The sequence below is a fragment of the Cobetia sp. 3AK genome (assembly GCF_029846335.1).
Lineage (GTDB): Bacteria > Pseudomonadota > Gammaproteobacteria > Pseudomonadales > Halomonadaceae > Cobetia > Cobetia marina.
Map to the genome: position 1 here is coordinate 339,450 of NZ_JARWKR010000005.1, position 12,129 is coordinate 351,578.

The window sequence follows — 12,129 nt, forward strand, 5'->3', positions numbered from 1 at the left end:
CTGCATCAGTCCTGTGCCACTGTCGCAACAATCGCACCCAGGCCGCGTGCCTTCTGCCTTTCCGCTCATTCGTTGGCCGTGATCACGAATTTCAGCGCTCGGCGTTCGCCACGCTTCAGCTCGGCAAGGCAGGCTGGCAGCGCCGTGAATGATTCGATGCAGGGCGCCGGCTGGTTCAGGGTGCCATCGGCGATCGCTTCGAGCAGACCTTCCCCCGCCGCGACCAGGCGTGCCCAGTCCTCGTCGTCACCCGCCCAGTGCAGTGCCCCGAGTGCGACTTCGTGTTGCGAGATGGCGCGATCGAAGGCCGGCGCGGCCGCCTGCTCCAGACGGTCCTGGATACAGACGATATGGCCGTTGGCTCCCAGGTGGCGGGTCATCTTGCGGGCGTGATCCCCATTGATGGTATCGATCACGGCGTAGACCGGGGCGTCCAGCTGCTCGGCGTCCGTCAGGGTCTCGTCGGCGCCCAGCGCCTTGAGGACCGCGTGGCGCTTCTCGGAGGCGACGGCGATGACGTGGAAGTCGCGCTGTCGGGCCAGCTGGATCAGCCTGCGGCCCACGCTGCCGGAGGCACCGGTGATCAGCAGGCGTCGACCGGCCTTGATGGGCAGCTTCTCGATGGCGAGCCATGCGGTCAGCGCCGGGCACGGAAAGGCGGCGGCGTCATTGAAGCCCAGGGTAACGGGCAGACGCATCACGGCGCGCGCCGGAACCCGCAGGCGTTTGCTGAAGGTGCCCGGCCCCGCCAGGGTGGTGTGGACCGCGATGCGATCTCCGGGGGAGACGTGGGAGACATTCGCGCCGCAGGCGATCACCTCACCCGAGGCATCGACCCCGGGAATCTGACCGGCTTGCCACAGCTCGCTGTCCATCGCCATGAACTTCCAGTCGACGGGATTGAGGCCGATGGCACGCGTGGCGACCAGTACCTCGTCATCTCCCGGTGCGCCGATGTCCACCTCTGTCTGCTCGAGCGCCTCAGGCTCTCCCGGCCCCTGCCATACCCAGGCGGGCGCTCGGGTGGTGCCGTGACGGATGTCTTGCGGGGTGGTGGTTTCCGTGGAATCTGACATGGGATCTCCTTCAAGCGTGAATGGTGAATCCTTTCCGCCATGGCGGGGACAGGTCAGTGCGACCCGTCAGCCCTCATGAAAAGTGCGGCAGCACCTCACGGCCCAGTTCCTCGAGGGTTTCCGTGAGCGGGCGGCGATTGCGGCGCAGATGGAAGCCGATGTGATTCACTCCGGCATCCTGCATGGCTGACAGTTCTTCCATGAGGGCAAGGCGGCCACTCGACAACCCGAAGCGATGACGACGCACCGGGGCGTGAGGGTCGTCTTCCAGATTGAGGTGGATGAAACTGACGTAGGGCTTGTCGCCGGCGACCTGACGCCAGAGTGCCACGCGGCGGATGTGATCCTGTGGCGTGCCCGGGTAGGCCAGCCAGCCGTCCATCTCGCGACCGATCCACTCGGGCGTCTGCTGGGAAAGCCCGGCGCTCAACATCGGCGGACGCGTCGCGGCAGGCAGGATGGCCTGACCGTCGCGCAAGGCGTCATCCGCCTGGCCCTTGATGATGTCCACCGCGTGGCGGAAGGCGGCACCGCGGGTGGAGAACTCCTCACCGAACAGCGGGTATTCCGCCGGTCGGTCGCCACTGGCGACGCCCAGCAGCAGGCGGTCTTCGCTCAGGGCCTGCACGCTGGCGGCGGCCTTTTTCACCAGCCACGGCTGGCGCAGCGGCAGCACCGCGGCGGCAGTGCCCAGCAGCAGGTTGTCGGTGTGACTGGCCAGATAGCCCAGATAGGTGAACAGCTCGAAGACCTGGCCGGCATCGCCGAAGGCGGGGTCGAACAGCGGCACGTCACGCAGCCAGGCGGCGCGGAAGCCGAGTCTGTCGACCTGGCCGATCAGCTCGGCATGGGCGCGCATGTCAGGGACACCGAAGGGTGTGGAGGGGGCTCTGTCAGTCCGCACCCAGTCATTGTCCAGGGGCAGTTCGACGCCGAGGGTCAGGGGGCCCTGGGTGAGGCGATCCAGCGGGCGGGTCGGGGAGATCATGGTGGACTCCTTCAGCAAGCAGGTGGGTAGACGACGGTGCCCCCGAGCCAGCAGGCTGAGCTGTCGGAATCGGGGGCACGTCGTGATGGCGGTAGGCTGCAGGGCGGATCAGGCGGTCGCGATGGAAGACGCGTGACGCTTGTCGAGGCGACCGGCCAGCAGGGTCAGCAGCAGGGCGGCGGTGACGATCAGAGCGCCGATCCAGGCGGTGTCGGTCAGGGCCATCCCGGAGACCACCTGGCCGCCGACGATGGAGCCCAGCGCGATGCCGATGTTGAAGGCCGCGATGTTGAGGCCGGAGGCCACGTCAACGGCCTGCGGCACGAAGCGTTCGGCCTGCTGCACGACGTAGACCTGCAGTCCCGGCACGTTGCCGAAGGCGAAGGCACCCCAGATCAGGATGGTGATCACGGCCGTGATCGGGTTGGCGGCAGTGAAGGTCAGCACGCCGAGGATGACGATCAGGCCACCGAAGATCAGGGTCAGGGCGCGAATCGGGCCCATGCGGTCAGCCAGCTTGCCGCCCTGGATGTTGCCGATGGCCACCGAGACGCCGTAGACCAGCATGATCAGACTGATGGCGCCTTCATTGAAGCCACTGACGTCCTGCAGCAGCGGGGCCAGATAGGTGAAGGCCGTGAAGGTGCCGCCGTAGCCGAGAATGGTGATCAGGTAGACCAGCAGCAGGCGCGGATGGGTCAGCACCTTGAGCTGTTGGGCGAAGGTGGCCGGTACGCTCTTCTTGAGGTTGTTGGGCACCAGGATGGCGCTGCCGATCAATGCCAGCACGCCGAGCACCGAGACCACGAGGAAGGTGGCGCGCCAGCCGAAGTGCTGGCCGATCCAGGTGCCCAGCGGCACGCCGGTGACCAGTGCCACGGTCAGGCCGGTGAACATGATGGCGATCGCACTGGCTTCCTTGTCCTTGCTCACCAGGCTTGTCGCGATGGTGGAGCCGATGGAGAAGAACACCCCGTGGGCCAGGCCAGTCAGGATGCGCGCCGTGATCAGCGAGCTGTAGCTGGGTGCCTGCCAGGCCAACAGGTTGCCGGCGATGAACAGCGCCATCAGTCCCAGCAGCACCAGCTTGCGATTGAAGCGGCCGGTCAGGGCGGTCAGCACGGGGGCACCGATGGCGACACCGACGGCATACAGGCTGACCAGCAGGCCAGCGGAAGGCAGAGAGACGCTCAGATCCTGAGCGATGGTGGGCACCAGTCCGACGATCACGAATTCGGTGGTCCCGATGGCAAAGGCGCTCAACGTCAGCGCCAGCAGGGCAAGAGGCATGGCAGTTCTCCATCAGCAATGGGTGGGTCTTGGATGCTGTGCAGTCTGCCGTGGTTGAGTTTTGCGATAAACGGAGTGATTCGCAAAAGACCTTTGTGATTATTGAAAATATCCGCGTGTGGACATGGCCTCCGCCGTTCAGGGGACCAACACGACAACGCCCGCACTCCACTGAAGGAGCACGGGCGTTGTCGTGTCGAGAGGCTGCTGGCTCAGTCGTCCGTCGGCCAGACCTTGTAGATATGGTAGGGCGGCTGGCCCTCGTCCTCTCCGCCTGCGAAGGGCGGCGTGCTGTCCAGCTGATTGACGGTGACATACAGCCAGCCGTCAGCGGCCATGCGCACGCCATCCGGCCAGTCGAGGCGCTCGTCGCGGACCAGCGGCGTCAGTTTGCCGTCCGCCCCCAGCACATCCAGCCCATGCTGATTGAGGTTGGTGAAGTAGTGGATGCCCCCGGCGGTATCCGCACCGTCCGAGATGGGCTTGTCGCCGACGCGCGTGATGGCAGCGGCAATGGTGTCGTGATCGGCTTCTTCACGCAGCAGTCTGGCCGGGACGCTGTACCAGCTGTGGCCGGTCATGGCACCGAAGAAAACCGTCTCGCCGTCATCGGACAGGGTGATCGGGTCAACGCCGACCTTGGCGGGCTTGCCATTGAACGGGATGTCACGGCCATCGATCTTCAGGGTGGCGTCTGGCTCAGCTTGCAGTGCGGCGTGTTGGCTGAATCGGGACGCCTCGCCGGAGGCCAGATCGACGGTGATCAGGCCCGGGTTGGCGATATCGGCCAGATACGCCACGCCGCGACTGCGATCCACTGCCAGGTCCTGCACGAAGCTGCCTTCAGGGGCGATACCAGTGGGCAGGGTCAGCTTGGTGATCAACTTGCCCGAGGCAATGTCGAAGCCCCACAGGCGGGTCTTGCCCAGATGCAGGCCCATGTCGGTGATCCAAAGGCCTCCCTGGCCGTCCTGATAGATGCCCAGCGGGGAGTCGATGGTGGCGTCGCTGTAGCGGCCGGCGTGGGTCTGGAGGGCGGGTGAGGGCCAGGCACGATAGCTGTTCTGTCCGGTGATCTCGACCAGCTGCACATCATGATCGCCATCCATCGGGTGGATGGTCGCGAAGACTCGTCCAGCGGGTGTCACGGCGACGTTGCCGGGACGTATCTGCATCACGGCCACCGAGCGCATCTCACCGTAGGCCGGGCCGGGTTTGAGTGACGAGGTGGTGGCGGGCAGGGTGGAATGGCCGGTGGCGCAGCCCGTCAGCAGGCCTGAGAGCAGGGCGAACACGCCCAGATATCGGGTCGAACGGACGGCGTTGTGCATCAATGCTTCCTTGTCTGGTGAGGCGGTTGTGACGGTCGTCTTCAGCGTCTCGTTTCGGGAGACGGCATGTTTCATCGTCTGCAATTATCAATGAAATCAAACAGGTAGGGTAACTCAAGTCACAGTGCTGTCCAAAAAAAACGCCCTGCGAGAGGGCGTTTTCGAGGCCGGGCAGACCCGGGGCTGATGTGATCAGGCGTGACGCGCGATCATGGCATCGAAGTTTTCCTTCGGCTGCACGCCGGTCAGGGCTTCGATCTTCTCGCCGGACTTGAACAGGGCGATGGTCGGCAGGCCGCGGACGCCATTCTGCGCGGCGAGATCCGGTGCATCGTCGACATTGATGGCAACGACCTTGAGGGCGTCACCCTGTTCTTCGGCGATGGATTCGACGATCGGGTCGAGCATCTTGCACGGGCCGCACCACGGCGCCCAGAACTTCACCAGCACCGGCTGCTCGCTCTCGATGACTTCCTGGGTGTAGTTGCTGTCTACCACTTGCGCAAAATCAGCCATTTGACTCTCCTGTGCACCCCTGAGGATGCGTGATTCAGATTGGCACCGCACGTGCCGGATGGGCACACACTAACGCCCCGGGACTTTCGTTCGCAAGCGCATTCTCTCATGTCAGCAGAAACATATGCGTGCCGATCAAGCAACAGTGAGGGCTTGCGGCGACCGCTGGCGAGGAGGATTTTCCGCCTGTCTTCTCTTCTCTTCTCTTCTCTTCTCTTCCGTTCTAATACCGAACGAGCCCAGCGAGTGACGCCAGCGTGTGACATCAGTGAGACATGCACGCCGTCACGCGCCTGACATGAGAATGTCACTTGATATATGGAAAAACGTATATATGATTTTCCATATATCAGATCGTCACCGATCTCGCGTCTCTCGCACTCTGCCCAAGGAAGCTGTCATGAAGTCGTCAAGTCGCGATGCGGCGCTGGAGGATGGCGCTGCCGCTTCCCTGACCCCGTTGGGGATATTCAAATGTCTGGCCGAAGATACCCGCTTGACCATCATGCAATTGCTGAGCGAGACGGGAGAATTGTGTGTCTGCGAGCTGATCTGGCTGCTGGAGCGGCGTGAGCAGGACATGCCGGCACACGAGACGCCCCACGCAGGAGGAGAGCGCCCCGGCATCTCGCAGCCCAAGGTCTCGCGCCATCTCGCACAGCTGCGCGACTGCGGACTCCTGAGCAGCGAGCGACGCGGCCAGTGGGTGTATTACCGGCTGAGCCCCGCCATGCAGGGCTGGCGGCACGCCATCCTGATGGCGGCCTGCGAGGCACAGCAGGTGGAGGTGGCGCGCTGGCGTCAGTGGCTGGCGGCCATGCCCAATCGTCCCGAGCGCTGCGCCAGTTGACGCGCCTGCCGATATCCATCGCAGGCAGGGAGGCGTCTGCCCAGCCCCCCGCCTGAAACACGTCACACCCCTGATCCCACATTGACCCTCACGAGGAAATTACGATGCTTGCTCATGATGCTCCGTCCTACAGCGCTTCACTGACGCTGTCCGCTGGCCTGCCACCTCTGCGTATCGGCATCAATGGCTTCGGCCGTATCGGCCGGCTTGCGCTGCGCGCGCTGTGGAAGCTGCGCGAGGATGTCGCGCTGGACGTGGTGCGCATCAATGACCCGGGTGGCGATGCCGCGACCTTCGCACACCTGCTGGAATTCGATTCCGTGCATGGCCAGTGGTCGCCGGGCGTGGGAATCACCAGTGACGATGAGAGCATCATCATCGATGGTCAGCGCACGACGTTCTCCAGCCAGCGTGAGATCAGTGACACCGACTGGTCGGGCTGCGATGTGGTGATCGAGGCCTCCGGCAAGAAGAAGAGCACCGAGGTGCTCAATGCCTATCTTGAACAGGGCGTGGCGCGTGTCGTGGTCTCCGCGCCGGTCAAGGAAGCGGGCGTACTCAATATCGTCATGGGCGTGAACGATCATCTCTATGATGCCCAGACGCACCGCATCGTGACGGCGGCCAGCTGTACCACCAACTGCCTGGCGCCGGTGATCAAGGTGATCCAGTCGCAGTTCGGCATTCGCCATGGCTCCATGACCACCGTGCACGACATCACCAATACCCAGACGATTCTGGATGCGCCGCATAAGGATCTGCGCCGTGCGCGGGCCTGCGGCATGAGCCTGATTCCGACGACCACCGGCTCCGCCAAGGCGATCAGTGCCATCTTTCCGGAGCTGGAAGGCCGCCTGAACGGCCACGCCATTCGCGTGCCGCTGGCCAATGCCTCTCTCACCGACATGGTGTTCGAGCTCGATCGCGAAGTGACGGTGGAGGAGGTCAATCAGGCGCTGCAAACTGCGGCAAAAGGCGAGCTTTCCGGGGTGCTGGGGTATGAGACACGCCCGCTGGTGTCGATCGATTTCCGTACCGATTCCCGCTCCAGCATCATCGATGCGCTCTCGACCATGGTGGTCGCGGGGACCCAGCTCAAGCTGTACGCCTGGTATGACAACGAATGGGGCTACGCCAATCGCACCGCGGAACTGGCACTGAAAGTCGGCCTGGGTGATCTGACCGACCCCAGCACACAGGAGCGCTGACATGCTTGCCCGCCTGCGAGAGCTGCCCCATGAGGTGCGCCAGTACCTGCTGGTGACCGGCAACTACTGGGCCTTCACGCTGACCGATGGCGCGCTGCGCATGCTGGTGGTGCTGCACTTCCACTCGCTGGGCTATTCGGCGCTGGACGTGGCGATGCTGTTCCTGTTCTACGAGGCCTTCGGTGTCGTCACCAATCTGGTCGGCGGCTGGCTCGGGGCACGGCTCGGCCTCAATCGCACCATGAATGCAGGGCTTGCGATGCAGCTGGTGGCGCTCGGCATGCTGCTGGTGCCGGAATCCATGCTGACGGTCATCTGGGTGATGATCGCCCAGGCGCTGTCCGGCATCGCCAAGGACCTCAACAAGATGAGCGCCAAGAGCGCCATCAAGGTGCTGGTGCCCAAGGGGCAGCCGGTGGAGGAATCGCAGAGCGCGCTGTATCGCTGGGTCGCGTTGCTCACCGGCTCCAAGAATGCACTCAAGGGACTGGGCTTCTTCCTGGGCGGGGCGGCGCTCAGTCTCATCGGCTTCCAGGGCACCGTCATGGCCATGTGGCTGATGCTGGCAGGCGTGCTGGTGCTGTCACTGCGCAAGCTGTCGGCATCACTGGGGCAGAGCAAGGCCAGTCGCAAGCCGGCATTCCGTGAGATGTTCTCGACCTCGCGGGCGGTCAATGTGCTCTCGGCGGCTCGACTGTGCCTGTTCTCGGCCCGTGACGTCTGGTTCGTGGTGGCCTTGCCGGTCTATCTGGCCGAGGTGCATGGCTGGCATTTCTGGACGGTCGGCGTGCTCATGGCCGCCTGGGTGATCGGCTATGGCGGTGTCCAGACCCAGGCGCCACGCATCACCGGTCCGCTCTCACGCCGCTTGAACGGCGCTACCGGCGTCCGCTGGGTCACGGTGTCGCTGGCGGCCGGCCTGGCCCTGCTGCCGGCGCTGATGGCCAGCCTGCCGCTGGATGCGCCACAGGCGGCCGATATCAGTGGTGCCATCCTGTTGGGGTTGGCGCCACTGGAATGGTTGATCATCGGCCTGTTGGTATTCGGGGCCGTCTTTGCGGTCAATTCCAGCTGGCACAGCTATCTGATCGTGCGCTTCGCGCGCAGTGAAGGCGTGTCGATGGATGTCGGTTTCTATTACATGGCCAATGCCATGGGGCGTCTGTTGGGCACCTTGCTGTCCGGTTGGCTCTATCAGGCCTATGGGCTGGAAGCCTGCCTGTGGTGGTCGGCCGGATTGGTGGCGGCGAGTGCCGTGATGGCCTTAGCCTTGCCGCAGGAGTCACACGCAACATCCGATTCGCCTGCCGGCAGTACCTGAGTACCTGAGTACCTGAGTACCTTGCAAGGTGTCGCCTGAGGGATCACTTCCTGATCCCCCGACGCCTGTCCATGCACCCAGCGCCACCTTCTACAGAGACGCCACATGTCATCCAGTCACGATCGTGTTTCAACCAGGCAGGCGCCGCACGAGGCCGACGGTGTGACCGCCGTATCCTCTCGCGAGCGATATCGGGACGTGCTGCTCACCTTCCTCACGCTGGGGCTGACCAGCTTCGGCGGGCCGATCGCGCACCTGGGCTACTTCCACGCGGAGCTGGTCCGCCGGCGCGGCTGGCTGAGTGATACGGCCTACGCCGAGCTGGTCGCGCTGTGCCAGTTCCTGCCGGGACCGGCCAGCAGTCAGGTCGGCTTTGCACTGGGCATGGTGCGTGGTGGCGGGGTGATGGGTGGGGTGCTTGCCTGGGTCGGCTTCACCTTGCCGTCTGCGCTGGCACTGCTGGCATTGGCGCTGGTGGCGGGCAGCCTCGAAGGGCCGCTGGCTTCCGGGGTGATCCACGCCTTGAAGCTGGTGGCGGTGGCGGTCGTTGCCCAGGCGATCTGGGGCATGGCGCGCACGCTGTGCCCGGACCGACGGCGCGCCGGGCTGGCGCTGTTGGCCATGCTGGGCCTGGCGCTGGCGCAGAGCGCCTGGACGCAGGTCGGAGTGATCGCGATGGGTGCAGTGCTCGGCAGCCTGCTGTGTCGTGATGACAGTGCGGCCCTTGTTCGCCAGCAGGCGGGGGCAGCGGGGCTGTCGCTGCCGGTCTCGACGCGCCTGGCTCGCGCCTGTCTGATCACCTTCTTCGCGCTGTTGATCGCGCTGCCGCTGCTGGCCTCCGGCAGTCTGGTCGATATCTTCTACCGTGCCGGGGCGCTGGTATTCGGGGGCGGGCATGTGGTGCTGCCGCTGCTGGAGGCCTCCACCGTCGAGACGGGGCGTATCGCGGCCGATACCTTTCTCACCGGCTATGGGGCCGCGCAGGCGGTGCCGGGGCCACTGTTCACCTTCGCCGCCTGGCTGGGAGCGGGCATGGCCCAGGTGGGCGGGGATTCGGCAGTGCTCGGCGCCATCATTGCGCTGTTGAGTCTCTTCCTGCCGGGGATTCTGCTGTTGATCGGCGTGGCACCCCTGTGGGGGCGCCTGCGTGCACGGCCCGCAGCACGCGCTGCGCTCGCGGGCGCCAATGCGGCGGTCGTCGGCGTGCTGGGCATGGCGCTGTATGACCCCTTGTGGACCACCAGTGTGCTGAGTCATCTGGACGTCGTCATCGCGTTGGCGGCCTTCATCGCGCTGACCCGCTTCGCGCTGGCACCCTGGAAGCTGGTGCTGGCGATGGTGATTCTCGGGGCGGTACGTGGGGTGATGTAAGCCTGTCCTCCCGTTCAGAGCACAGCCTGAAAACGAACGCCCCCGTCTGCAAGTTGGCAGGCGGGGGCGTTCTGTTCATACGAGGCGGTCGTCACACCAGTGACAGCAGGGCGGTGACCAGCAGTTCGTTGTCGTAGTAGGGCGCGCTCTGCTCGCTGATCAGGCGAGTGTCGATCACGGTCAGTCCCATGCGCTCCAGCGCGGGGACGGAGACACCGCCGGGGTAGTCGCCACGCTGACTGTCCAGCAGCACGATGTTGAGCAGATGCTCGTTGGGACAGTCGTTGCGCGAGACATCCAGGTCCGCACACAGGGTGTCGATCAGGGTCGCGACCAGTTGCTCGAGTGTCTTGCCGGTCTGCTCCGGGTCCGGACTGCAGTTGGGGATGTAGACCTTGGGACAGGGGTTGGCCAGTATCGCGCGTCCCACCCCGCTGGGCAGCAGGTTGGCGATGACGCTGGAGTAGAAACTGCCCGGCGGAAAGCAGATCAGTTCCGCGGAATCGATCAGCTGACGGTTGTTGAGGTGCAGCGCAGGCCGCACGGGCACGATGGCACCGCCGTCATTGTGCGTCTCTCTCTCTGTGGTGCTGTCCGTCGTATTGTCCTTGGCACTGGCCTTTGGACTGGCTTTTGGACTGGCCTTCGCGCTGGCCTCGACCAGCTGGATGCGCGCGATCGGGCTCTCCAGTGGCGCGACTTCCTTGCCGGTGATCTGGTGCTGGCCGATGATTCTGCGCCCATCTTCCAGGGTGACGGCCAGATGGCAGTCGGCATTGATGATGGCGCGCACCGTCCCGCGTACATGCACCAGCTTGGAGAACAGGAAGATGATCTGGTCGAGCTGCTCATGATGGTTCAGGTAGCCGCCGGCGATGATCAGATTGCCGATGCTGGCGCCGCGCAGATCGAAGCCTGCCGGCATGGCCTCGATCAGGAAGCCCAGCTGATGACAGATGAGCGTGCGCATGGGCTCCGCCACGGCCATGCTGAGCGGATGACGGCCCGCCGCCAGTTCCCGCAGAGTGGCCTGCAGCATCTCCGGGCGTGCTTCGGCAGGCAGACGGTGCGTGAACAAGCGGTAGATCTCCGGGTGCCCCAGCACGCTGTCATCCGCCAGCGCCATCAGGCGTGAGCGAAGGTCGCCGATGGCCGGCATCGAGAAGGCGTCACGCAGCTTGGCGGAGCTGCCACCGGAATCGAAGGGCGTCACCAGATGGATGCTGTGATGGGTATAGCGCGTCAGGGTGCGCGAGATGCCCGTCAGCGCCGTGCCCCCGCTGAAGAACAGCACACGGGGGCCGACCTCCGGTGCCTTGTGATAACGCCTGACGCGTAATGGATCCGGGACCCTTGCGGTCCGACTGACCCTGACCTCTGCCATGTTGCGGCTTCCTTTGCCTTTCGTCTTGGGCATAGAGTGCCTTTTTTTGCGTCAGTCGTCGCCTGTTTCGGGAGTGAAAGCGCTCAGTCCCTCAGTCGTAACCTTGCCAACGCAGGCGCGGCCAGTGGCGCTGCGTGGCGATGGCTTCCAGGGTCGGGTCGGCACAGACCGCATGCGGGTGATCGACGAACTCCAGCAACGCCAGATCATTGCGTGAATCCGAATAGCCCCAGGTGGGGAGGCTGTGTCCACCGGGGCCGAGATGCTCTGCCAGCCAGTGCCTCAAGGCCGCAAGCTTGCCATCGCGGAAGGTACGGATGCCCCGGGCGCGTCCCGTGTAGCAGCCATCCTTGACCTCCAGGCGAGTCGCCAGCGCGGCATCCAATGCCAGTCGCTCTGCCAGCGGTGCCACCAGCTGGGCTGTCGAGGCCGAGATGATCACGACCTGATGGCCCTGATCACGATGCCAGGCGATGCGCTCGCGACCCTCACGGTAGAGGCGCGGCAGCAGTTCGGTATCGAGGAAGGTGTCCACCTCGGCCTCGACTTCACTGACGGTGCGACCGGCCAGCGGGGAGAGCAGATGGCTCAGGTGCGCTTCCATGTCGAGTCGGCCCGCGGCGTAGTCTGCCATCTGTTGCGTCCAGATGGCGCGGTATCGCTCGGGGTCCGTGATCCAGTCCAGCTGGATCAGCCACTCGGTCCACAGTCCCGTGGCGTCGCCATCCAGCAAGGTGTCATCGAGATCGAAGATGGCCAGCCCGCGCACTTCCCCCCCAGGCACTTCACTCATG

At 64.6% G+C, this 12,129-nt stretch carries 11 protein-coding genes; 4 read left to right on the plus strand and 7 right to left on the minus strand.

Features of this window, described 5'->3' with window-relative positions:
* Positions 1–65: 65 nt before the first annotated feature.
* From QD228_RS09635 to trxA, 5 genes are all read right to left on the minus strand, one after another.
* Complete coding sequence (locus tag QD228_RS09635) at positions 66–1,076, minus strand: alcohol dehydrogenase catalytic domain-containing protein (protein WP_279875386.1); 1,011 nt, start codon at positions 1,074–1,076, stop codon at positions 66–68.
* Positions 1,077–1,149: 73 nt separating this feature from the next.
* Entirely contained in the window at positions 1,150–2,064 is a 915-nt protein-coding gene (locus QD228_RS09640) for a TIGR03571 family LLM class oxidoreductase (protein ID WP_279875388.1), read from the minus strand.
* A 108-nt stretch (positions 2,065–2,172) separates the two neighbouring features.
* Complete coding sequence (locus tag QD228_RS09645) at positions 2,173–3,354, minus strand: MFS transporter (protein WP_279854659.1); 1,182 nt, start codon at positions 3,352–3,354, stop codon at positions 2,173–2,175.
* A 212-nt stretch (positions 3,355–3,566) separates the two neighbouring features.
* The gene (locus QD228_RS09650) at positions 3,567–4,685 is read right to left on the minus strand and encodes an L-dopachrome tautomerase-related protein (RefSeq protein ID WP_279875390.1); all 1,119 of its coding nucleotides are present in this window, start codon (positions 4,683–4,685) and stop codon (positions 3,567–3,569) included.
* 192 nt (positions 4,686–4,877) lie between these two features.
* The gene (gene trxA / locus QD228_RS09655) at positions 4,878–5,201 is read right to left on the minus strand and encodes a thioredoxin (protein ID WP_077375765.1); all 324 of its coding nucleotides are present in this window, start codon (positions 5,199–5,201) and stop codon (positions 4,878–4,880) included.
* 400 nt (positions 5,202–5,601) lie between these two features.
* Between trxA and QD228_RS09660 the strand changes: the two genes are divergently transcribed.
* The 4 genes from QD228_RS09660 (at position 5,602) to chrA (ending at position 9,951) form a co-directional block, all read left to right on the plus strand.
* Entirely contained in the window at positions 5,602–6,051 is a 450-nt protein-coding gene (locus QD228_RS09660) for an ArsR family transcriptional regulator (RefSeq protein WP_279875392.1), read from the plus strand.
* 104 nt (positions 6,052–6,155) lie between these two features.
* Positions 6,156–7,259 carry an ArsJ-associated glyceraldehyde-3-phosphate dehydrogenase gene (locus QD228_RS09665; protein ID WP_279875393.1) on the plus strand — a complete coding sequence of 368 codons (1,104 nt, stop codon included), beginning with the start codon at positions 6,156–6,158 and terminating at the stop codon, positions 7,257–7,259.
* Position 7,260: 1 nt separating this feature from the next.
* A complete protein-coding gene (arsJ, locus tag QD228_RS09670; RefSeq protein WP_279875395.1) occupies positions 7,261–8,580 on the plus strand; it encodes an organoarsenical effux MFS transporter ArsJ in 1,320 nt (439 codons plus the stop codon).
* 162 nt (positions 8,581–8,742) lie between these two features.
* Positions 8,743–9,951 carry a chromate efflux transporter gene (gene chrA, locus QD228_RS09675; RefSeq protein WP_279875398.1) on the plus strand — a complete coding sequence of 403 codons (1,209 nt, stop codon included), beginning with the start codon at positions 8,743–8,745 and terminating at the stop codon, positions 9,949–9,951.
* Positions 9,952–10,042: 91 nt separating this feature from the next.
* On the opposite strand, the gene QD228_RS09680 is transcribed toward chrA, so the two are convergent.
* Positions 10,043–11,335 carry a GAK system CofD-like protein gene (locus tag QD228_RS09680; protein WP_279875400.1) on the minus strand — a complete coding sequence of 431 codons (1,293 nt, stop codon included), beginning with the start codon at positions 11,333–11,335 and terminating at the stop codon, positions 10,043–10,045.
* 91 nt (positions 11,336–11,426) lie between these two features.
* Complete coding sequence (locus tag QD228_RS09685) at positions 11,427–12,128, minus strand: HAD family hydrolase (protein ID WP_191237133.1); 702 nt, start codon at positions 12,126–12,128, stop codon at positions 11,427–11,429.
* Between the last annotated feature and the right edge of the window lies 1 nt (position 12,129).

Bases quoted from the DNA above. Each gene is read 5' to 3' on its own strand.
- QD228_RS09680 (WP_279875400.1), bottom strand. From the start codon at position 11,335: ATGGCAGAGGTCAGGGTCAGTCGGACCGCAAGGGTCCCGGATCCATTA.
- QD228_RS09635 (WP_279875386.1), bottom strand. From the start codon at position 1,076: ATGTCAGATTCCACGGAAACCACCACCCCGCAAGACATCCGTCACGGC.
- QD228_RS09650 (WP_279875390.1), bottom strand. From the start codon at position 4,685: ATGCACAACGCCGTCCGTTCGACCCGATATCTGGGCGTGTTCGCCCTG.
- QD228_RS09645 (WP_279854659.1), bottom strand. From the start codon at position 3,354: ATGCCTCTTGCCCTGCTGGCGCTGACGTTGAGCGCCTTTGCCATCGGG.
- QD228_RS09660 (WP_279875392.1), top strand. From the start codon at position 5,602: ATGAAGTCGTCAAGTCGCGATGCGGCGCTGGAGGATGGCGCTGCCGCT.
- arsJ (WP_279875395.1), top strand. From the start codon at position 7,261: ATGCTTGCCCGCCTGCGAGAGCTGCCCCATGAGGTGCGCCAGTACCTG.
- QD228_RS09640 (WP_279875388.1), bottom strand. From the start codon at position 2,064: ATGATCTCCCCGACCCGCCCGCTGGATCGCCTCACCCAGGGCCCCCTG.
- trxA (WP_077375765.1), bottom strand. From the start codon at position 5,201: ATGGCTGATTTTGCGCAAGTGGTAGACAGCAACTACACCCAGGAAGTC.
- QD228_RS09685 (WP_191237133.1), bottom strand. From the start codon at position 12,128: ATGAGTGAAGTGCCTGGGGGGGAAGTGCGCGGGCTGGCCATCTTCGAT.
- QD228_RS09665 (WP_279875393.1), top strand. From the start codon at position 6,156: ATGCTTGCTCATGATGCTCCGTCCTACAGCGCTTCACTGACGCTGTCC.